17 protein-coding genes are annotated in these 21387 nt (G+C 61.4%); 4 read left to right on the forward strand and 13 right to left on the reverse strand.

Annotation, left to right across the window (positions count from 1 at the left end):
* Nucleotides 1–206 precede the first annotated feature (206 nt).
* Together ACVWZP_RS08125 and ACVWZP_RS08130 are read left to right on the forward strand one after the other, a co-directional pair.
* Nucleotides 207–458, forward strand: coding sequence for a type II toxin-antitoxin system HicA family toxin (locus ACVWZP_RS08125; RefSeq protein WP_027607491.1), 252 nt, complete (start codon nt 207–209; stop codon nt 456–458).
* Nucleotides 455–820, forward strand: coding sequence for a type II toxin-antitoxin system HicB family antitoxin (locus ACVWZP_RS08130; protein ID WP_457369649.1), 366 nt, complete (start codon nt 455–457; stop codon nt 818–820). The genes ACVWZP_RS08125 and ACVWZP_RS08130 overlap by 4 nt, the downstream gene beginning before the upstream one ends.
* Here the strand turns inward: ACVWZP_RS08130 and ACVWZP_RS08135 are convergent, their stop codons facing one another.
* From ACVWZP_RS08135 to urtA, 11 genes are all read right to left on the reverse strand, one after another.
* A complete protein-coding gene (locus ACVWZP_RS08135; RefSeq protein WP_046383747.1) occupies nt 821–1993 on the reverse strand; it encodes an MFS transporter in 1173 nt (390 codons plus the stop codon).
* 40 nt (nt 1994–2033) lie between these two features.
* The gene (locus ACVWZP_RS08140; protein ID WP_457369650.1) at nt 2034–3389 is read right to left on the reverse strand and encodes an MATE family efflux transporter; all 1356 of its coding nucleotides are present in this window, start codon (nt 3387–3389) and stop codon (nt 2034–2036) included.
* Nucleotides 3390–3414: 25 nt separating this feature from the next.
* Nucleotides 3415–3987: a DUF2239 family protein gene (locus ACVWZP_RS08145; RefSeq protein WP_232591640.1), complete on the reverse strand. Its 573-nt coding sequence runs from the start codon at nt 3985–3987 to the stop codon at nt 3415–3417.
* A gap of 96 nt (nt 3988–4083) precedes the next feature.
* Complete coding sequence (locus ACVWZP_RS08150; protein WP_046383750.1) at nt 4084–5127, reverse strand: aliphatic amidase; 1044 nt, start codon at nt 5125–5127, stop codon at nt 4084–4086.
* A gap of 15 nt (nt 5128–5142) precedes the next feature.
* The gene (locus ACVWZP_RS08155) at nt 5143–5490 is read right to left on the reverse strand and encodes an FmdB family zinc ribbon protein (RefSeq protein ID WP_046383751.1); all 348 of its coding nucleotides are present in this window, start codon (nt 5488–5490) and stop codon (nt 5143–5145) included.
* Between the two features lie 2 nt (nt 5491–5492).
* Nucleotides 5493–6722 (reverse strand): formamidase, encoded by a 1230-nt coding sequence (gene fmdA / locus ACVWZP_RS08160; protein ID WP_046383752.1) that lies wholly within the window; start codon nt 6720–6722, stop codon nt 5493–5495.
* 1184 nt (nt 6723–7906) lie between these two features.
* Nucleotides 7907–8596 carry an urea ABC transporter ATP-binding subunit UrtE gene (urtE, locus tag ACVWZP_RS08165; protein WP_046383753.1) on the reverse strand — a complete coding sequence of 230 codons (690 nt, stop codon included), beginning with the start codon at nt 8594–8596 and terminating at the stop codon, nt 7907–7909.
* 10 nt (nt 8597–8606) lie between these two features.
* Nucleotides 8607–9365, reverse strand: a complete 759-nt coding sequence (gene urtD / locus ACVWZP_RS08170; protein ID WP_079443617.1) for an urea ABC transporter ATP-binding protein UrtD — start codon at nt 9363–9365, stop codon at nt 8607–8609.
* Nucleotides 9362–10522, reverse strand: a complete 1161-nt coding sequence (gene urtC, locus ACVWZP_RS08175; protein ID WP_457369651.1) for an urea ABC transporter permease subunit UrtC — start codon at nt 10520–10522, stop codon at nt 9362–9364. The genes urtD and urtC overlap by 4 nt, the downstream gene beginning before the upstream one ends.
* A gap of 10 nt (nt 10523–10532) precedes the next feature.
* Complete coding sequence (gene urtB / locus ACVWZP_RS08180; protein WP_010564283.1) at nt 10533–11450, reverse strand: urea ABC transporter permease subunit UrtB; 918 nt, start codon at nt 11448–11450, stop codon at nt 10533–10535.
* 169 nt (nt 11451–11619) lie between these two features.
* Nucleotides 11620–12828 carry an urea ABC transporter substrate-binding protein gene (gene urtA / locus ACVWZP_RS08185; protein WP_024074866.1) on the reverse strand — a complete coding sequence of 403 codons (1209 nt, stop codon included), beginning with the start codon at nt 12826–12828 and terminating at the stop codon, nt 11620–11622.
* Nucleotides 12829–13140: 312 nt separating this feature from the next.
* Between urtA and ACVWZP_RS08190 the strand changes: the two genes are divergently transcribed.
* Together ACVWZP_RS08190 and ACVWZP_RS08195 are read left to right on the forward strand one after the other, a co-directional pair.
* On the forward strand, nt 13141–16518 hold the full coding sequence (locus ACVWZP_RS08190) for an ATP-binding protein (protein ID WP_046383756.1): 3378 nt from the start codon (nt 13141–13143) through the stop codon (nt 16516–16518).
* A complete protein-coding gene (locus tag ACVWZP_RS08195; protein ID WP_079443614.1) occupies nt 16499–17197 on the forward strand; it encodes a response regulator in 699 nt (232 codons plus the stop codon). Before ACVWZP_RS08190 ends, ACVWZP_RS08195 begins: the two co-directional genes overlap by 20 nt.
* Here ACVWZP_RS08195 and ACVWZP_RS08200 read toward each other — a convergent pair.
* Nucleotides 17194–18306 carry an HD domain-containing phosphohydrolase gene (locus ACVWZP_RS08200; protein ID WP_079443613.1) on the reverse strand — a complete coding sequence of 371 codons (1113 nt, stop codon included), beginning with the start codon at nt 18304–18306 and terminating at the stop codon, nt 17194–17196. The two genes, ACVWZP_RS08195 and ACVWZP_RS08200, sit on opposite strands and share 4 nt — an antisense overlap.
* Entirely contained in the window at nt 18296–21157 is a 2862-nt protein-coding gene (locus tag ACVWZP_RS08205; RefSeq protein WP_457369652.1) for an ATP-binding protein, read from the reverse strand. Before ACVWZP_RS08205 ends, ACVWZP_RS08200 begins: the two co-directional genes overlap by 11 nt.
* Nucleotides 21158–21387: the final 230 nt, after the last annotated feature.

Below are 21387 nucleotides of genomic sequence, written 5' to 3' on the forward strand. Positions count from 1 at the left end.
TTGGAGTCCGGAGCAATAGGCGGGAAGCACAAAGGCACGTCGTCCCTATAAAACGAACCGGAGAGGGAAAAATTAGCGGGGGGATGGCGGCGCGGAGCGAGGTGTCATCAAGGGTTACATCAATCCCAGGAACGACAGAGGAACCCGAGCTAGCATTGACGGACACCACTTTTTGCAACTACATTTAGTTACACGCAGGGAACGCCGTGTCCAAAAATGAAAAGCTGCTCGCCAAACTGCTCAACGAGCAAATGGCATTTACCTGGCCCGAGCTCGTTACGCTGCTGCGTCGTCTTGGCTACACACAGATTGAAGGGGCGGGAAGCCGCGTCAAGTTCGACATCGGCGACCCCAGTGCAATGATCACCTTGCACAAGCCTCACCCCGGCAATGAACTGAAACACTACATTCGGCGCCAGATCATCGAACAATTGAAATCAGGAGAACTGATTCAGTGAACAACCAATTGAAACACCAAGGCTACATCGGCTCCATCGAAGCCAGCCTCGAAGACAACTGCCTGTTCGGCAAGATCCTGTTTATCAAGGCGCTGGTGAGCTACGAAGGGAAAACCGTCGCCGAACTGGATGCGGCATTTCGTGAGGCGGTGGACGACTATCTCACCACCTGCCTGGCCCTTGGGCAAACACCGGAAAAACCATGCAAGGGTTCATTCAACGTGCGGGTCGGGCATGACCTTCATCTGGCCGCAGCCCTGGAAGCTACACGCAAGAAGGTGACCCTGAACGACCTGACACGCCAAGCGCTGAGTGAGTTCCTGCTACATCACTGCGCCAAACCCACCCCCGCGATCGGCTGACTATCCCAGCCGCCGATACCCCAACACCGCCGAACCCAACACCACCGCCCCCGCCGCCAGCGCCACCCAGAACCCGCTGGCCGCGCCGAAGTGGTCGATCATCCAGCCGGAGCTGGCGGCGCCGATGGCCACGCCGATGCTCAGGCCGGTGATCAGCCAGGTCATGCCTTCGGTCAAGCGGCTCGGTGGCACGATCCGCTCCACCAGGGCCATGGACACGATCAGGGTCGGGGCGAAGAACAGCCCGGAAATGAAGATCGCCACGGCCAGGCCGGGGATGTTGGTGACCAGCAGCAATGGCAAGGTGGTCAGCGCCGTGGCGACACCACAGCACAGGAACTGCCGGGGCAACGGCGCCTTGAGTTTCAACGTACCGAACGCCAACCCCGCCAGGCACGAACCGATGGCATACACCGACAACACAATGCTCGCCGCCGCCGGTTGGCCCTGGTGCTGGGCGAAAGCGACGCTGACCACATCCACCACCCCGACAATCACGCCCATGGCCAGCAGCAGGATCATCAGGATCAACACCGAGGGCGAAGCGATCAGCCAGCGTCCGTGATGATCATGGCGCTCATGCACGGGCGGCTCGGTCTGGCGTTGCATCACGAACACCGTGACACCGACCGCCAACAGCAACGCCGCCAGCAACGGCCCGGCCTCGGGAAACAGCACCACGCACAACCCCACCGAAATCGGCGGGCCGATGATGAAGCACACCTCATCGAGCACCGACTCCAGGGCAAACGCGGTCTGGAGCTTGGGCTGGCCGCGGTACAGCTCGGTCCAGCGCGCCCGGACCATGGCTGACATGTTGGGCATGCAACCGGCCAGCGCGGCGAACACGAACAACGCCCAGTTCGGCGCCTGCAAACGCGTACACAACAACAGCAACAACAACGCGCCGCCGCCGATCAGCGCGGCGATCGGCAGTACCCTGCCCTGGCTGTAGCGGTCAACCAGCCGCGATACCTGCGGCGCGCAAAATGCCGTAGCCAAGGCAAACACCGCCGCCACCGAGCCGGCCAGGCCGTAGCCGCCATGCACCTGCGAGAGCATGGTGATCAAGCCGATGCCGGTCATGGAGATGGGCATGCGCGCGAGCATACCGGCCAGTACGAACGCCCGGGCGCCCGGCGCCTGGAACAACTCGGCGTAGGGGTTTGCCATGATTGAAACGCCTTCTTTCCTTGATTTTCGCAACCTTTTATCACACCAACCGTGTGATCGGCTTGTGCCGCCACACCATCCGGTAGTACGCCGTCTGCAACGCCAGCATCGCCAGGTATGTCACCGGAAATGCCATCCACACCCCTTCCAGGCCGTACCGCGCATTGAGCAGGTAGGCCACCGGCAACTCCACGCCGAGCACACAGAAGATCGAAATCGCCACCGGGATCAGCACCACGCCGCTGGCGCGCATGATCCCGCCTATCACGGCCTGGAAGCCGAACACCAGGATGCTCCACAGCATGATATGCAGCAGGTGTTCGGCCTTGATCCGCGCGGCGTCGTCGGTGATGAACAGGCCGAGCAACCAGGGCGACAACAGGTAGCCGAGCAGGATCAGGCCGCCGGTCAGGCAGGTATTGATCAGCAACCCGGTGCGCAGGATCGGCCCGATCCGTTCCAGGCGCCCGGCACCGATGGCCTGGGCGCCGAGGATCGACGCGGTGATGGCAATCGACAGTGCCGGAAACTGCACGTAGTTGACGATCTGCGTCACCGCACCATAGGCCGCCGTTGCCTGGGAACCGTGGTGGTTGACCAAGGCCAGGATGACCAATTCGGATAATGACAGCACCACCATCTGTAGCCCGGTGGGCAGCCCGATGCGCAGGACTTTGCCGAGAATCACCCGGTCCAGCCGCAAGGCCGCGAGCAATGCGCGGTCCGGCGCCATCACGTGGTTTTTATGCCGCAGGCGCAGCACCAGAAACAGCATCGCCGCGGCGTTACCCACCAGGCCGGCATACACCGCACTCTGGATGCCCATGGGCGGTAGGCCGATCCAGCCGCGGATCAGCGCCGGCGTCAGCAGCAGACCGACGAATGTCGAGACCATCAGCGCCAGCAGCGGCGAAATCGTGTCGCTGACGCCGCGCAGCAGCTGGGTGTAGAGGATAAACACCAACAACAGCGGCATGATCAGCATCATCACCTGGGCATAACCTACCGCGTCATCCAGCACATCCAGCGGCGTGCCCAGCGCCAGTAACGCCGGACGCGCAAACAGGCTGCCAAGCACCGCTGCCACCAAACCCACCAGCGCGCCAAGGGTCAGGGTGGCGCCGGTGATCGCCTTGACCATCGAGGTTTCCCGGGCTCCCCAGGCCTGGCCGATCAACACCGAGGCCCCCGCCCCCAGGCCGATCACCAGGGCGATAAAGAAAAACACGATGGGGAACATCCCCGACACCGCCGCCAACGCCTGGGTACCGAGCATTTGCCCGACATAGATGCCATTGAGCGTGCCGGTAAAGCTCTGCAGAAAGTTCGACAGCACCATCGGTGCGAGGAAGATCAGGTAGATCTGCCACAGCGGGCGTTGTTGGGTCACTTCCATGGTAGTTCGAGTCCCTGGATGATGATCAGGCAGTGAAAGCGTTGCGCGACAGCCAGGCCAGGTACGTCTGCACGTCCACCGGCCAGAGCGCGATCTTGTTGGAAAAGTCTGCGGCGTTGTGGGCAAACAGCGCCCGCGAGGCCTCTTCGAAACCCGGCAGGTCACCGCCGATGGCGCTCATGAAGCGATAGCTGGCCTCTTTGGCCTGGCGCATTTGATCACGACTGGCATGGGCATTGCGCGCTTCATCCACCAACCGCCGCAACGCAGCCGACGCACCGCCACGCTGCTGGCTCAACCACTCCCAATGGCGCGGTAGCAAAGTCACTTCACGGGCGACCACGCCCAGCTTGGGGCGCCCGACCGCAGGGGACGTCGGCGGCTCATCTGGTGCCTCTGCGGGCGCGGGCAGCTCGGGTGCATAACCCGGGGGCCAAGGGTAATCGACCTGGGTGCCGGTGGCATCGTCGAATACCAGGAAGCTGCCGGCCGGCAGATCAAGGTCTGCCAACGCCTGGGTAACGTGGGCATAGGGACCGTCCGCCACACGTCGGTGGTGAACGAAAGCGGTGCAACGAGGGGGATGTTGAGAATCCATGACTTATACCCGGGTAGTATTTGTTTTACCCGGGTTATATTAGAGGGGAATTTTCAGACTGCAAGTCTTATTGCGCAGAACTACCCAGCGTATGCGTTACCTCGCGGTTTTTCCGTGGCCGTCATGGGGCAATTGCCCGACCGGGCAGGCGGCGACGCCCACGGTGCCGCGGGTGATTTTCTCCACGTTCTCCTGGGCTTTTTGCGCATCGAGCACCCAGGTGCGGTAGAACTCGAACGGGCAATCGGCCACGCCTTTGTCGCCATCGCCCGAAGCATGCATACCGGTGTAGCCGCGGTGCAGCAGCTTGAACAGGTGGTTCTGCGACTGATCATTGGCGCGCGCATCGCGGATCTGCGACACCGATAGCTGGGCGTACTGGATGCCCATCTCCTCTTCGCCGCATTCGCCTAGCGTGCGCCCGTCAAAACCGATGATCGCCGAGTGACCGAAGTACGAATACACGCCATCGAACCCGGCGGCGTTGGCCACCGCCACGTAGCAGTTATTGGCCCAGGCCATGCTCTTGGACATCAGCACCTGCTGCTCCTTGGCCGGGTACATATAGCCCTGGCAGCGCACGATCAACTCGGCGCCCTTCATCGCGCAATCGCGCCAGATCTCCGGATAGTTGCCGTCATCGCAGATGATCAGGCTGATCTGCATGCCTTTGGGCCCATCGCAGACGTAGGTGCGGTCGCCCGGGTACCAGCCTTCGATGGGGCACCAGGGAATGCACTTGCGATAACGCTGCACGATCTCGCCGAGGTTATTGATCAGCACCAGGGTGTTATAGGGCGCCTTGTGCGGATGCTCTTCGTGGCGTTCGCCGGTCAGGGAAAACACGCCCCAGGTGTTGGCCTGGCGACACGCGGCGGAAAAGATCGCGGTCTCTTCGCCGGGGATGCTTGCGGCGGTAGCCATCATCTCGTCGTGGTCGTACATGATGCCCATGGTGCTGTATTCCGGGAACACCACCAGGTCCATGCCCGGCAGGCCCTGCTTCATGCCGAGGATCATCTCGGCAATCTTCTTCGCATTCTCGATGACCTCGGCCTTGCTGTGCAGGCGCGGCATCTTGTAGTTCACCACCGCGACACCGACGGTGTCCGGGCTGCTGGAAATATCGCCATGACGCATTGCAATGCTCCTGGTCTAGTGACTGATCATCCACGGCCGTGGACCGGTCTTGGTCTTGAGGCCCAGCGGGTTGGCCTTGCTCGGCAGCACCTTTTTGCTGGTGCCGCAGCAACTGCAACCGGCCGGATGGCGACGGTTTTCCTGGTACTCGCCGACCGTTTGCGGTGCGTTGGCGCTGCGCTCGTTGCCGGCGATGGCCTTGCGCTGGTTGGTCGACAGCAACTGCAAGGCCGGGGCCGACACCTGCAACGGCCCTCCCGGCCCGGCGCAGTACGGGCACTGGCTGGGTTCGTTGCGCTGGGCGATCGGCCGCAACATCGTGAACGTGCCGCACGCCTCGCAGGCGTATTCGTAGGTCGGCATGGCTACAGGTCCGGTGCGATGGGCAGGTCGACGCTGCCGTCGAGGAACTTGGTGGGGCCGTTAGCGTTGGGGTTGATGTCGAACTCGAAGATTTCCGTAGGCAGCCACAAGGTCGCGCACGCATTCGGAATATCCACCACGCCGCTGATATGCCCTTGTACCGGTGCCGAGCCGAGCAGCGCATAGCCCTGGGCCGGTGAGTAGCCGAACTTGGTCAGGTAGTTGATCGCATTCAGGCACGCCTGGCGGTAGGCGATGTTGACGTCCAGGTAGTGCTGCTGGCCCTGCTCGTCGACCGAGATGCCTTCGAAGATCAGGTAATTCTTGTAGTTCGGCGTGATCGGGCTCGGCTTGAACACCGGGTTCTTGATCCCGTACTTGGCCATGCCGCCCTTGATCAGCTCGACCTTCATATGCACCCAGCCGGCCATTTCGATGGCGCCGCAAAAGGTGATTTCGCCGTCGCCCTGGCTGAAGTGCAAGTCGCCCACCGACAGCCCGGCGCCCTTGACATAGACCGGGAAGAAGATCTTCGAGCCGCGGGACAAATCCTTGATATCGCAGTTACCGCCATGCTCACGCGGCGGCACGGTGCGCGCGCCGGTGGCGGCGGCATCGTCGCGGGCCTGGCCCTTGAGCTTGCCCATGTGCGCGGTGGCGGCCAGCGGCGCGTTGGCCAGCGGCGGGACACGGGTCGGGTTGGTGTCGATCAGTTCCTGTTCGCGACGGTTCCAGTCTGCAAGCATCACCGGGTCCGGCAGGCAGCCGATCAGGCCAGGGTGGATCAGGCCGGCGAAGTTCACCCCTGGAATGTGCCGCGAGCTGGTGAACATGCCCTTGAAATCCCAGATCGCCTTTTGCGCACTGGGGAAGTGATCGGTGAGAAAGCCACCGCCGTTCTGCCGCGAGAAAAAGCCGTTGAAGCCCCACTGCGAATCGGCCTTGGCGCCGATGTCGAGCAGGTCCACCACCAGCAAATCGCCCGGCTCGGCGCCGTGTACACCCACCGGGCCGGACAGGTAATGCACGGTAGACAGGTCCACATCGCGCACGTCGCTGGCGTCGTCGTTGTTCTTGATCGCCCCGGCGGTCCAGTCGTAGGTTTCGAGGATGAAGTCATCGCCCGGCTTGACCCAGCAGGCCATTGGGATATCTGGGTGCCAACGGTTGTGGATCTGCTCGTTTTCGGTGACGGGTTGGTTGAGGTCGACTTTGATCAGCGTTTCGGTCATGGACTGGCTCCTGGACGGATGGCTTGTGGCGTTGAAACCAGTCTCGTGGAGCGAGGTAAAACGGGAAATACGTTGGATGACGTATGGCTCTGCCAGAGAGTGAAACCCAAACAAAAATGTAGGAGCTGGCTTGCCCGCGAAGGTCGTTAACAATGACGCGCGTCGCCAGGATGAACGCGGCGCCTGAACGTTTTTCGCCGGCAAGCCGGCTCCTACAGGTGGGTTCGCAGGTGCGCTTTTCTGTAGGAGCTGGCTTGCCAGCGAAGGTCGTTAACGATGACGCGCGTCGCCAGGATGAACCCGGCGCCTGGGCGTTTTTCGCCGGCAAGCCGGCTCCTACAGGTGGGTTCGCAGCCCTGCGTTTCTGTAGGAGCTGGCTTGCCAGCGAAGGTCGTTAACGATGACGCGCATCGCCAGGATGAACCCGGCGCCTGGGCGTTTTTCGCCGGCAAGCCGGCTCCTACAGGTGGGTTCGCAGCCCTGCGTTTCTGTAGGAGCTGGCTTGCCAGCGAAGGTCGTTAACGATGACGCGCGTCGCCAGGATGAACCCGGCGCCTGGGCGTTTTTCGCCGGCAAGCCGGCTCCTACAGATGGGTTCGCAGGTACGCTTTTCTGTAGGAGCTGGCTTGCCAGCGAAGGTCGTTAACGATGACGCGCATCGCCAGGATGAACGCAGCGCCTGGGCGTTTTTCGCCGGCAGGTTCGCAGCTGTGCGTTTCTGTAGGAGCTGGCTTGCCAGCGAAGGTCGCTAACGATGACGCACGTCGCCAGGATGAACGCAGCGCCTGGGCGTTTTTCGCCGGCAAGCCGGCTCCTACAGGTGGGTTCGCAGGTGCGCGTTTCTGTAGGAGCTGGCTTGCCAGCGAAGGTCGTTAACAATGACGCGCGTCGCCAGGATGAACGCGGCGCCTGGACATTTTTCGCCGGTGGGTTCGCAGATGCGCTTTTCTGTAGGAGCTGGCTTGCCAGCGAAGGTTGTTAACAATGACGCGCGTCGCCAGGATGAACGCGGCGCCTGGACGTTTTTCGCCGGCAAGCCGGCTCCTACAGGTGGATTCGCAGGTGTGCTTTTCTGTAGGAGCTGGCTTGCCAGCGAAGGTCGTTAACGATGACGCGCGTCGCCAGGATGAACGCGGCGCCTGGGCGTTTTTCGCCGGCAAGCCGGCTCCTACAATCGGTCGCTGCTAGACGGACAGGTAGCGGCTGATGGTTGCCTCGTCCACCCGGTCCCGGGTTTCTTCGATCACGAAGCGGCCCTTTTCGATCACCAAAAAGCGGTCGGCGATTTCCAGGGTGAACGACAGCACCTGCTCCGAGACCACGATGGTCAGGTCCCTTAAGTTGCGAATCTCCTTCAGCGTGCGGGCGATGTCCTTGATGATCGACGGCTGGATGCCCTCCGTCGGTTCATCCAGCAGCAGCACCTTGGGGTTGGTTGCCAGCGCCCGCGCAATCGCCAACTGTTGCTGTTGCCCGCCGGACAGGTTGCCGCCCTTGCGCGACTGCATGTCGTAGAGCACCGGGAACAGCGCGTACAAGTCCTCCGGCACCTTGCCCCGCGCCGAGGCAGGCAGGCCGGTCTGGATGTTTTCCAGCACCGTCATGCTCGGAAAAATCATGCGGCCCTGGGGGACGTAGGCAATCCCGCGTTCAACCCGTTCATGGGTTTCCAGCGCCGACACATCGTGCCCGTCCACGCTGACCTGGCCTTTCCACTGCGGCAGGATGCCCATCAAGCTCTTGAACAACGTGGTCTTGCCCATGCCGTTGCGGCCCATCACCGCGACGATCTCGCGCTTGGCCACGTTCAGGTCCAGGTCGTGGAGGATCTGGCTCTGCCCGTAGCCACAGGACAACTGGTCGATCTTGAACATGCCGGACTCCTCAGTGGCCCAAATACACTTCGATGACTTTCGGATTACTTTGCACCGACTCCATGCTGCCCTCAGCGAGTACCTTGCCCTGGTGCAGCACCGTGACCTTGTGGGCGATGCTTTTGACAAACTCCATGTCGTGCTCGATCACCAGCACCGAGCGGCCCTGGCTGATGCGGTTGAGCAGCTCGGCGGTTTGCGCGCGTTCGTTGACGCTCATGCCGGCCACCGGTTCGTCGAGCATCAGCAGCTCGGGGTCCTGCATCAACAGCATGCCGATCTCCAGCCACTGCTTTTGCCCGTGGGACAGCAGGTCGGCCTGTTGTTGCAGCAAATCGCCAAGGAAAATCTCCCGCGCTACCTCTTCCACCCGTGCGATCACCTGGGCATTGCGTTTGAAAAACAGCGCACCCCAGACCTTGCGCCCGGCCGGATAGGACATCTCGAGGTTCTCGAACACCGTGAGGTTTTCGTAGATCGACGGGTTCTGGAACTTGCGCCCGACCCCGGCGCGCACGATGTTGTATTCGCGCATCGTGGTCAGTTCCTGCCCGTCGAACTGGATGCTGCCGCTGGTGGCGCGGGTCTTGCCGCAGATCAGGTCGAGCACCGTGGTCTTGCCGGCACCGTTGGGGCCGATGACCACGCGCACTTCGTTGCGGTCGATATACAGGTTGAGGTTGTCGACCGCCTTGAAGCCGTCGAATGACACGGTAAGACCTTCGATGGCCAGCACCGGTTTGTTCATTTCAAAGCCGACGGCGGTCATGGCTGGGTCTCCAGGATTTTGCTTTCAGTCTTGGGCTTGACCAGCGGCGCCAAGGCTTGCACCGGTGGTTGACGGCGCAGCAGCCGGGCCAATGCCTGCCGACCATGGCTGTCCCACAAGCCGGCCAGGCCATTGGGGAAGTACATGACCACGGCGATGAACAGCCCGCCCATCAGGTACAGCCACAGCTCGGGAAAGGACTCGGAAAAGTAGGTCTTGCCATAGTTCACCAGCAGCGCGCCGTACACCGCGCCGAGCAGTGACATGCGCCCGCCCACGGCGGCAAAGATCACCATCTCGATCGACGGCACGATGCCCACGAACGACGGCGACATAAAGCCCACCTGCAACGCGAACATGGCCCCGCCAATCGCCGAGAACGCCGCGGCCACGCAGAACACGAAGATCTTGAAGCTGGCCACGTCATACCCGGAAAAGCGCACGCGCTCTTCCTTGTCGCGCATCGCCATCAACAACCGGCCAAGCTTGGACGCGAGGATGAAGCGGCCGATGAAGATGCAGCCGAACAGCAACCCGGCATTGATGAAGTACAGGATCAGCTTCGCGCTGTCGGTGCGCAGGTCCCAGCCGAGCAGGGTCTTGAGGTCGGTGATGCCATTGACGCCGCCGGTCAGCCCTTGCTGGCCGACGATCAGCACGGTGAGAATCAGCGCAATCGCCTGCGTGACGATGGAGAAGTACACATCGCCCACGCGCCGCTTGAACAAGGCCATGCCGATAATGAATGCGAGCAGCACCGGCACCGCAATCACCGCCACCAGGGTAAAGCTGAAACTGTGAAACGGTTGCCACAACCAGGGCAGTTCGGTGATCTGGTTCCAATCCATGAAATCCGGGATGCCCGGCGTGGACTGGATCTTGGTGCTTTCCGGGTCGGACGCTTCCAGCTTGAGGAACATCGCCATGCAGTAGCCGCCGACGCCGAAGAACACGCCCTGCCCCAGGCTGAGAATGCCGCCATAGCCCCAGCACAGCACCAGCCCCACCGCGACAAACGCGTAGGTCAGGTACTTGCCGACCATGTTCAGCCGGAACGCATCCAGGGTCAGGGGGAACACCACGAGAATCAGCAGCGCCAGCAGCGCGATGCCGATCAGGTTTTGCTGGCCGCCCAGCAGCTTGTCTAAAGCCTTCATCTGCTCGCCTCTACTTGCGCACTTTGATGGAGAACAACCCTTGCGGGCGCAGCATCAGGATCAGAATCACCGAGGACAAGGTCAGCACCTTGGCCATCGAGCCACTGAGGAAAAACTCCGACAGCGATTGCGTCTGGGCGATCACGAACGCTGAGGCAATGGTGCCGAACAGGCTTTGCGCGCCGCCGAACACCACCACCAGAAAGGTGTCGACGATGTACTGCGAACCCGCCGTCGGCCCGGTGGAACCGATGGTGGTGAACGCCGCACCGGCCACCCCGGCCACGCCGCAACCGAGGGCGAAGGTCATGCGGTCGACCTTGCGCGTATTGATGCCCACCGCGCGGCTCATCAGGCGATTCTGCACCGTCGCACGCACCTGCAGGCCCCAACGCGAGCGGTACAGCATCAGGAAGATCGCCGCCGTCAGCAGCACGGTCAGGGCCATCATGAACAGGCCGTTACGCGGGATTTCAATCGCGTCGGTGAAGTTCACCGAGCCCATCAGCCAGGCCGGCGGCTCGGCGCTGACCTCCCGAGCGCCGAACACCGAGCGGAAGGTTTGCTGCATCACCAGGGACAGGCCCCAGGTTGCCAGCAAGGTATCCAGCGGCCGCTTGTACAAGCGGCTGATCATCGCCCATTCCACCAACCAGCCCACCGCGCCGGCAACGAGGAACGACAGGGCAATGGCGAAGAAGAAGTAATAGGGTTGAAAACTCGGCGCAAAGTGCGCGGTGAGGCTGGAACACACGTAGGTGGTGTAGGCGCCGATGGTCAGGAATTCTCCGTGGGCCATGTTGATCACGCCCATCTGGCCGAAAATGATCGCCAGCCCCAACGCCATCAGCAACAGCACGCAGAACACGGACAAGCCGTTGAACCCCTGCATCGCCGCGATGGCTCCAAATTCCGATAGCCATTCCATGATGATGGTCTCCTGAGAGCGGGAGGTGATAGTTGGAATGCGATGTGCTTTTGCTCTATGTGGGAGGGGGCTTGCCCCCGATAGCGGTGGTTCAGTTATAGAAATGTCGACTGACACTCCGCCATCGGGGGCTTGCCCCCTCCCACATTTGAATCGGTGTGCTTGAAGCTTATTGGTAACCCTTTGGAAACGGATTCGGTTCGATCAGATCCGACTCGTAGATCACCTTGAACTGGCCGTTGGGCTGCACTTCACCGATGCGCGACTTGCTCCACAGGTGGTGGTTCTCGTGAATCTTCACGTAGCCTTCGGGCGCGGTTTTCAGTTCGATGCCCGGGGAGGCGGCGACGACTTTATCCACGTCGAAACTGCCGGCCTTCTCCACCGCCGCTTTCCACAGCCATGGGCCGAGGTAAGCCGCCTGGGTCACGTCGCCGATCACCGCATCCTTGCCGTACTTGGCCTTGAAGGCTTCGACGAAGGCTTTGTTGTTCGGGTTGTCCAGGCTCTGGAAGTACTTCATCGAGGCATAGAAGCCGGCCATGTTTTCGCCGCCGATGCCGAGCAGTTCGTCTTCGGTCACCGACAGGGTCAACAGGGTTTGCTTGGACGCATTCACGCCCGCCGCGTTGAGCTGTTTGTAGAACGCCACGTTGGAACCGCCCACCACGGCGGCGAAGACCACGTCAGGCTTTTTCAGCTTGACCTTGTTGATCAGCGAACCGAACTGGGTGTTGCCCAGCGGGTAGTAGTCTTCGCCGACCACGGTGCCGTGCAGTACGTTTTCAATGTGCTTGCGCGCGATCTTCATCGACGTGCGCGGCCAGATGTAATCGGAGCCGACCAGGTAGAAGGTCTTGGCGCCTTTGGTCTTGGCGATCCAATCCAGGCTGGCGAGGATCTGTTGGGTGGCTTCCTGCCCGGTGTAGATCACGTTTTTCGACTGTTCCAGGCCTTCGTAGAAGGTCGGGTAGTAGAGCAGGCCGTTTTCTTTCTCGAAGATCGGCAGCACGGCTTTACGCGAGGCCGAGGTCCAGCAGCCGAACACGGCGGCGACTTTGTCGTTGACCAACAGCTTCTTGGCCTTTTCGGCGAAGGTCGGCCAGTCGGAGGCGCCGTCCTCCTGGATCACTTTGATCTGGCGTCCCAGAATCCCGCCCGAGGCGTTGATTTGCTCGATGGCCAGGCGTTCGGCCTGGATCGAGCCGGTCTCGGAGATAGCCATGGTGCCGGTGGCCGAGTGCAACTGGCCGACGGTGACTTCGGTCGGCGTCACGGCCAGGCCTTCGTTGTCGGCCAGCACGCCCTGGCTGAACAGCGCGGCCGCCAGCAACGACAGGGCCAACAACGGTTTGGAGCGGATCAATCGTGGTTCCATGGGGCGACTCCTCTGCAATGAGGGCTCCAGCATGGCGGCAGCGGGCCAGCGCGGGTATACGCAGCCTGACGTAACGCAGTACGTCATTTGACGTATGCCGTTGCGCACCAATGCAGGGCAGGATCGCGCTCCCCTGGCCACTGCGATCCCATGTGGGAGGGAGCTTGCTCCCGATGGCGGTGGGTCAGTCAACTGATTAGCGACTGACACAGCGTCATCGGGAGCAAGCTCCCTCCCACATTTGGATATCAGCGCAGTCGAGGGCATGGAACTTGCTCACTCCCTTCGTCCACTCTGCGGAGCCTCACCATCGTGCAATCCCCTCCCGGCACCCAGCGCATCGTCAAGATCCGCCGCGACTACAATTCCTGGGTCGCCGACGAGACCATGGAAGACTACGCCCTGCGCTACACCCCCAAATCCTTTCGCAAGTGGTCGGAGCTGCGCATCGCCAACACCGCCCTGGGCGCGGTGTCGTTCCTGGCGCTGGAGGCGATCGGCGGCGTCTTGGTGCTGAGTTACGGCTTCACCAACACCTTCTGGGCGATCCTGGCCATCAGCCTGGTGATCTTCCTCACCGGCCTGCCCATCAGCTATTACGCCGCCCGCTATGGCGTGGACATGGACTTGCTGACCCGTGGCGCCGGCTTCGGCTATATCGGTTCGACCATCACCTCGCTGATCTACGCCAGCTTCACCTTCCTGTTCTTCGCCCTGGAAGCGGCGATCATGGCGCTGGCACTGGAGTTGTATTTCCATATCCCGCTGGCCTTCGCCTATGTGATCTGCTCGCTGCTGGTGATTCCGCTGGTGGCCTACGGCGTCACGCTGATCAGTCGCCTGCAACTGTGGACCCAACCGCTGTGGCTGTTTTTGCTGGTGTTGCCCTATGGCTTCGTGTGGTGGAAAAACCCCGACGCGTTCAGCGACTGGACCAGCTTTGTCGGGCGCAGCGGCGACGGCGGCGGTTTCAACCTGCTGGCGTTCTGCGCCGCCTGTACCGTGGCGCTGTCGCTGGTGACGCAGATCGGCGAGCAAGTGGACTACCTGCGCTTTCTCCCGGAAAAGACCGCCGCCAACCGCAAGCGCTGGTGGGCCGCCCTGCTCTGCTCCGGCCCCGGCTGGATTATCCCCGGCGCGTTGAAGATGTTTGGCGGCGCGTTCCTGGCGTTCCTTGCCCTGCAACATGAAATCCCCATGGAACGCGCCGCCGAACCGACCCAGATGTACCTGGTCGCCTTCCATTATGTGTTCAGCTCGCCGGAGTGGGCCCTCGGCGCCATGGTGCTGTTCGTGTTCATCTCGCAGATGAAGATCAACCTGACCAACGCCTACGCCGGCTCCCTGGCCTGGTCGAACTTCTTCGCCCGCGTCACCCACAGTCACCCCGGGCGCGTGGTGTGGCTGGTGTTCAACGTGGCCATTGCGTTGATGTTGATGGAGCTGGGCGTGTTCGATGTGATCGATCAGGTGCTGGGGCTGTACGCGAATATTGCGATTGCCTGGATCGGGACATTGGTCGCCGACCTGGTGATCAACAAGCCCCTGGGACTGTCGCCCAAACACATCGAGTTCAAGCGCGCGCACCTCTACGACATCAATCCGGTGGGTGTCGGCTCGATGCTGATTGCCTCGCTGCTGTCGATCCTCGCCCACTTCGGCCTGTTTGGCGCCCTGGCCCAGGCCGCGCCGCCCTTCGTCGCCCTCGGCACGGCGCTGGTGATGGCGCCGCTGTTGGCCTGGATGACCCAGGGCAAGTACTACATCGCGCGCACCAGCGACGCCCAATTGATTCACCCGGTGGCACCCGCCACCCATGCGGTCTGCGGGCTGTGCAGCAACCCGTTCGAGACGGCGGACATGGCGTTCTGCCCGGCCTACAGCACGCCCATCTGTTCGTTGTGTTGCTCATTGGATGCGCGCTGCGGCGACCGTTGCAAACCCCATGCGCGGCTGGTCAGCCAGTTCGAAGGCGTGCTGCGCCGGTTGCTGCCCAACAGCCTGATGCCGCGCCTGCATACACGGCTGGCCCATTACCTGGGGCTGTTATCGGTGCTGGTGCTGCTGCTCGCCGGCGCCCTGGCCTTGATCTACGTGCAGGCGGCCCAGGGTTTGCCGCATTCCGAGACCTTGTACCAGGCGTTCTTCAAGGCCTTCCTGACCCTGTCGGTGCTGGCCGCCGTGCTCGCCTGGTGGGTGGTGCTGACCCGCGAAAGCCGCCGCGTCGCCCAGCAGGAATCCGACCGCCAGACCCTGCTGCTGATGCAGGAAATCGACGCCCACAGCCTCACCGACCAGGCCCTGCAACAGGCCAAGGAAGCCTCGGAAGCCGCCAACGCCGCCAAGAGCCGCTACGTCACCGGGCTGTCCCACGAGCTGCGCACACCGCTGAACAGCATCCTCGGTTTCACCCAGATCCTGCAGCGCGACAGCGCCATGCCCGAGCAGCACCAGGACGCACTGGCGACCATCCTGCGCAGCGGCTCGCACTTGCTGTCATTGATCGACGGCCTGCTCGACGTGGCCAAGATCGAGGCCGGCAAATTGCGCCTGGAACTCACCGAAATCCCCTTCCCCGAACTGATCCACGACCTGGAGCAGATGTTCACCCCCCAAGCCCAGGACAAGGGCCTGCGCTTTCGCCTGGACTGCGTCGGCAAGATCCCCGCCGTGGTGCGCGGTGATGAAAAACGCGTGCGCCAGATCCTGATCAACCTGCTCGGCAATGCGGTGAACTTCACCGACAGCGGCGAAGTGTGCCTGCGGGTCAGCTACATGCGCGAGACCGCCAACTTTGAAATCATCGACACCGGCATCGGCATCGACCCCGGGCAGATCGAGCGGATCTTCCAACCGTTCGAGCGCGGCGACCTGATGCGCCAGGACAAGGGCGTAGGCCTGGGGCTGACCATCACGCGCATGCTCACCGCGCTGATGGGCGGCGAACTACGCGTTACCAGCGAGCTGGACAAGGGCACCTGTTTCCAGGTGCGCCTGTTCCTGTCCCAGGTGCGCGCGCCGCAGGCGGTGGTGCATGTGGAACACGACATCATCGGCTACCAGGGCGCACGCCGGCGCATTCTGGTGGTGGACGACCATGTGGACCACCGCAAGGTACTCAGCGGCATGCTCACGCCTCTGGGCTTTGAGGTGATCCAGGCGAGCAACGGCCAGGATGCGATTCGCCAGGTCGCGCTGCTGGCGCCCGACCTGATCCTGATGGACCTGTCGATGCCGACCCTGGACGGCCTGGAAACCAGCCGGCTGATCCGCCGCAATGCGCTGTCCACCGCGCCGATCATCGTGATCTCGGCCAACGCCTTTACCGACGACCGCGAGCGCAGCATCGCCGCCGCCTGCAACGACTACCTGGCCAAGCCGGTGCGTACCCCGGAGCTGCTCGGACGCCTGCAACAACACCTCGGCCTGCAATGGCTGCGGCGCACCAAAACCTTCGTCGCGCCGCCACCGCCCAGCGTGCTGCCGAGCGCCGACGACCTCGCCGTGCTCGCCGAACTCAGCGCGATCGGCTACGTGCGGGGCCTGCACGAAAAACTCGACACGATCCTCGAACGCCGCCCGGACGCCGCACCGTTCATCAGCAAAGTGCGCGGGTTGCTCAAGGGTTTCCGCCTGGATGAACTCAACCGAACCCTCAAGGAGGCCGAAGATGAATGTACTCACCCGTAGCACTGAACCCGGCGTGGTACTGATCGTCGACGACACCCCGGACAACTTGGCCATGCTCTCCGACGCCCTCGACGACGCCGGCTACATGGTGCTGGTGGCGCTCGACGGGCTCAGCGCGCTGAACCGCGTGCAACGTCGGCGCCCGGACCTGATCCTGCTGGACGCGATGATGCCGGGCCTGGACGGTTTCGAGACCTGCCGCCGGCTCAAGGCGTTACCTGCCAGCGCGGACATCCCGGTGGTGTTCATGACCGGGCTGACCGACAGCAAGCATGTGGTGCAAGGCTTTGAAGTGGGCGGCAGCGACTACGTGACCAAGCCGATCCAGACCGACGAGGTGCTGGCGCGCGTGGCGGCGCATTTACGCACCTCGCGCATCCTGCTGTCGGCGCGGGCGGCGACGCAACCGAGTGTGTTGACCCTGGAGGATGAGCCGGCGCACAAGCTGTTGTCGGCACGCTTTCAACTGACCGAGCGCGAGGTCGAGGTGCTGCGCTGGGTGGCGTGCGGCAAGACCAATCGGGACATCGGCGATATCTTGGGGCTGAGCCCGCGGACGGTGAACAAGCACCTGGAACATGTGTATGTGAAGTTGGGTGTGGAGACGCGCACGGCGGCGACGTCGGTGGCCTTGGCCGCGATGAGCCCGAGCCGGGCGCCCATGTTGGCGACGTTTTAATGTGGGGGCTGGCCAGTGCCCGCATCGGCTTGTCGTTGCTTGTGTACGCCAGCCAGTTCGGCGTCATCCTCGATGAGTTGTTCAACCGGGCCGAAACAGCGGCGCATCACCGTCACCAGCTCCGGATCAAAATGCACGCCCGATTGCTCAAGAATATAGGCCTGCGCCCGTTCAGGGCTCCAGGCCCGCTTATAGGGACGTTCCATACGCAACGCATCATAGACATCACACAACGCGACAATCCTTGCCGACAGCGGAATGTCCTTTCCGGCAAGCCCTTGCGGATAGCCGCTGCCGTCCCATTTTTCATGGTGACCGTAGGCAATGTCCGCGGCCATATCGGTCAGGTCCGTGGCGTGTGCATCTTGCAGGATTGCATGGCCGATGCGCGGATGCTCCATCATCTGCTGGCGTTCCGGCACGGTTAATGGGCCTTCCTTGTGCAAGATCCGATCGGGAATGCCGATTTTCCCCAAGTCATGCATCGGCGCCGCCAATCGAATCAGCTCGCACCACCTCTGCGGCATACCGATTGCTTCGGCCATCAAGGCCGCGGTTTCGCCAATACGTAATACATGGGCGCCCGTTTCATCATCGCGATAGCAGGCCGCACGACTCAATGCGCGGATCATGGCGCAATAACTTTCCTGCAACTGAGCGGTGCGCTCAAACACCCTTTGCTCCAACTCACTGTTCAGGTCTTGCAGTTGGCGGGTGGCATGGGACAAGCGCAGAGCGTTGCGTATGCGCAATAGCAGCTCAGGCAAATCCAACGGTTTGGTCAGATAATCGTTGGCCCCCAGTTCAAGGCCGAGACGGCGGCTTTGCGGCTCGCTCAATGCCGTCAAGATAATCACGGGAGACCTTGAGCGATTGCGATCGCTGAGTTGGCGCAGAATCTCAAACCCATCGGGCGCGGGCATATCCAGATCCAATAGCAGCAGATCCCACGGTTGCTCTTTGAGCCAAACCAGCCCGCTGGCCGAGTCGGCGAAACTCAAGACGTTGCGCAAACCAAAGGCTTTCAGGCTGGACTCCAGCAAGCGCAGGTTCGCAGCCACATCATCGATAATCACAATTCGGGTATCGGCGGGGATATCACTGAACATTCGGTTTCTCCACTTGCATCATCGCGCGTATGAGTTCGCGTAGCTCATTGGGTTCCAGCGGTTGTTTAAGCACTGCTTGAAACTCACACCCCAACGTCGCGAGCAGGTGTGGTGACGTACACAGCAGAATAAGAAGGATTTGATCGCCACCTGGCAAACGTCGTAACCGCGACAGCGCATCGGTCAAGTCATTTCCCAGTAAGTCACAGTCAATCAGCATGACGTCCGGCGCCGTGTCGCGCCGTACCTGCTCCAGACACTGCGCAAGCGTTCCGTGGCGCAGGTCCACCATGCCCGTCAACGTGTCTTCAAGACAGCGCAGCGTCTTGTCGTCCTGCCCCACGAAACACAGCGAGAGCAAGCGCTTGTGGACCTTGGGTGCCGCGATGCCTTGGGGCAGATCGACCCAAAAGCGACTGCCGACCCCCGTTTCGCTGATGAGCCCCATGCTGCCGTTCATCAACGTGGCGAGTTCTCGGCACAACGCAAGGCCGATACCGGTGCCTTGGATTGCGGTGTTTTCCTGGCCCAAACGCTGGAACGGCTCGAACAGCGCGCCTTGCAGGGCCGCAGAAATACCTGCGCCGCCATCTTCGACAAACACCCGCACGCGCCCCTTGCCATGGAGTTCAGCCCCCATGAACAAGCGAGCGTGAGGGCGGTTGTACTTGATGGCGTTGGACAGCAGGTTCAGCAGGATCTGGCGCAGGCGCCTGGCATCGGCCAGCACACTCAGCGCGGGGCTCGTCGACTGCAACTCAAGGTCAAGACCCGCAGCCTTGGCCTGGGAACGGACCATTTCGGCACATTCGCGCATCAGTCCGTCGACCTCCAGGACACGCATCTGCAAGCGCGGCGCCTCCGCCTGCAGGCTCGACCAGTCGAGCAAATCGTCGACCAGGTGAGCCAAGTGCTGGCTGGCGCCCAGGATCTCATCAAGGGATTTGGCCTCCTCCTGCCCATCGGCCACTTGCAGGCGCAATAACTGGGCGAATCCATGAATCGAATTCAGCGGTGTGCGTAATTCGTGGCTCATGCTGGAGATAAAACGCGACTTCGCCTTGCTCGCCCCTTGCGCTTCAAGGGTACGGCGACGCAGATCCTCTTCAACCTGTTTAAGCGTGTCGATATCGACAAACGTACCTGCGGATAAACGCATGCGCGCATCGAGAGACTCGATCAGGCGTCCACGACACAAAAACCAGATCGGCGAGCCATCGGGCCGCAATAGACGTAACTCCAGGTCGATCACCGATGCGGTGCCGGTGCGCAACGCGTTGAGCGCCCGATCAAGCGCCTGCACATCTTCGGGGTCGACGTGATCGTAAAAACAGAAGCGCTCCAGTTGGCACGCCGGCACCCCGAAACGGGTGCAGAACGCTTCGCTCAACGACAGGCGATCAGTATCCAGGCGGTATTCCCAGAGCCCGGCGGTGATGCTTTCAACGACAAGATTGAGGCGGTTCTGCGCCGCGTTGCGCCGTGCTTCACTGGATGACAGTTGGGCGCCCATTGACAGCACGTTGCCCGCCATTTCATCCAGCTCACGAATGCTCGAACGCGCGCGCTGCGGGAGCCACTGGCCGTTACCAATTTGCTGCAGCATGTCTCTGATATCGCGGATCGGCCGCCGCAGGCTATGGCTCAATTTGCGCGCACGAATCCACATGTAACTGAAGAATGCGAGGTAAAACATCACCAGGCCGGCAATCATCAAATAGCCGATGTTGCGGTAATGGAGCGCCAAGCTGTTCGTGGCCGCCATGACGTCCTCTTCATCGGCGACCGCCAGCAATCGCCAGCCCGCCGGCTTCACTTCGGCCCATGCGACCAGATGGGAGCGCCCGTTGAGCACGATTTCGGCGCTGCCACGACTATTGCGCGCGACAGCGGCCGCCAACTCCCGAGGGTCCACCGCATCGATCAGATTTGAACCCGCAAGGTTGACCGCGCCTTCATTCGTGGCCTTTGCCCCCGAACCACTCCAGTTGCCTTTTTCAAAGTCATGTTCGGCTTCGGGCGGTAACACCATGATCTTCATGTCCGCGCCGACGAGCATCAAGTACCCGCCCCACGGCACCTTAAGCGTGGAAATTTCTTTCAGCAGATCGCCCACGGTGATATCCAGCCCGACCACGCCTTCGAGAAAGTTGCGCTCATAAACAGGCGCGATCGCGGACATCATCAAGCCATGACCCGCCGGGTCGAGGTAGACGTCAGTCCAGCGAACCCCTCGCTGCGGGTTATGTTCGGCATCGGCCAGATAATAAAAGTTATAACCGGGTATCTGCATATCATGCGGATATTGTTCATCGGCACGAATCCACGGATAAATCCGGTTGTAACTGTCCCACGTATTGAAATAGACACTGGCGACCATCGCTTCATGATCTTTGATCGCACGCATCAATGGGTCGAGGCTGGACAACTTCTGCACTTTACCCAGGTTCTGTTGCGCAACAGGTGTGACCGACGAGTAGAACGACGCCGCTCCGCCCAGGTCTTTTCCGCTGTAAAGAGCTCCATCAGCAGAAGTGCTTAATGTTTCACTCAAGGGTGTTGAAGCGGCACGCAGTGAGTTAGCCGTCATATCCGCAAATAGCTGAGTGACATCGGCGATGTGGGTTAATTGATCTTGAATGATTCGGGTGTTCTGGTCGGCAGTTGCGCCAAGGCTTTCAATTGCACTGCGTTCCAAATAATCGAGTTGCGATACACGGATCGCCTGATTGGTCAGCAGGTAACAAGCAATCAGAATCGTCTCCACCAGGACCAACGGGATTAATGCACTCTGCATGAACGCCCGCCAGATCCACTGACGCAAGCCTATTTGAGAAGAGCTTTCATTCACTACCAGCACTCCTGCAAATGGCATCAGCCTGTTATTTGAATAGTGGCAATACGATGTCAAAAAAACGATAGCTCATCCGGTGAAGCGTTTCCATACTTTTTATGAGGGCAATCATTGAAAATGACTGGAGCGCTGTACTGCGCGCCGCAAGCGAAATGGAAGAATCAAGCGCGGCGGTCAATCGTCTGCTGACTGGGCTTGGCTCGCATCAAGGCGGATAAATCCAGGGC

This window comes from Pseudomonas sp. TE36184, assembly GCF_054060055.1.

Excerpts from the sequence above, each read along its gene's own strand:
- ACVWZP_RS08135 (WP_046383747.1), bottom strand. The coding sequence starts at position 1,993 with ATGGCAAACCCCTACGCCGAGTTGTTCCAGGCGCCGGGCGCCCGGGCG.
- ACVWZP_RS08140 (WP_457369650.1), bottom strand. The coding sequence starts at position 3,389 with ATGGAAGTGACCCAACAACGCCCGCTGTGGCAGATCTACCTGATCTTC.
- ACVWZP_RS08145 (WP_232591640.1), bottom strand. The coding sequence starts at position 3,987 with ATGGATTCTCAACATCCCCCTCGTTGCACCGCTTTCGTTCACCACCGA.
- ACVWZP_RS08150 (WP_046383750.1), bottom strand. The coding sequence starts at position 5,127 with ATGCGTCATGGCGATATTTCCAGCAGCCCGGACACCGTCGGTGTCGCG.
- ACVWZP_RS08155 (WP_046383751.1), bottom strand. The coding sequence starts at position 5,490 with ATGCCGACCTACGAATACGCCTGCGAGGCGTGCGGCACGTTCACGATG.
- fmdA (WP_046383752.1), bottom strand. The coding sequence starts at position 6,722 with ATGACCGAAACGCTGATCAAAGTCGACCTCAACCAACCCGTCACCGAA.
- urtE (WP_046383753.1), bottom strand. The coding sequence starts at position 8,596 with ATGTTCAAGATCGACCAGTTGTCCTGTGGCTACGGGCAGAGCCAGATC.
- urtD (WP_079443617.1), bottom strand. The coding sequence starts at position 9,365 with ATGACCGCCGTCGGCTTTGAAATGAACAAACCGGTGCTGGCCATCGAA.
- urtC (WP_457369651.1), bottom strand. The coding sequence starts at position 10,522 with ATGAAGGCTTTAGACAAGCTGCTGGGCGGCCAGCAAAACCTGATCGGC.
- urtB (WP_010564283.1), bottom strand. The coding sequence starts at position 11,450 with ATGGAATGGCTATCGGAATTTGGAGCCATCGCGGCGATGCAGGGGTTC.
- urtA (WP_024074866.1), bottom strand. The coding sequence starts at position 12,828 with ATGGAACCACGATTGATCCGCTCCAAACCGTTGTTGGCCCTGTCGTTG.
- ACVWZP_RS08195 (WP_079443614.1), top strand. The coding sequence starts at position 16,499 with ATGAATGTACTCACCCGTAGCACTGAACCCGGCGTGGTACTGATCGTC.
- ACVWZP_RS08200 (WP_079443613.1), bottom strand. The coding sequence starts at position 18,306 with ATGTTCAGTGATATCCCCGCCGATACCCGAATTGTGATTATCGATGAT.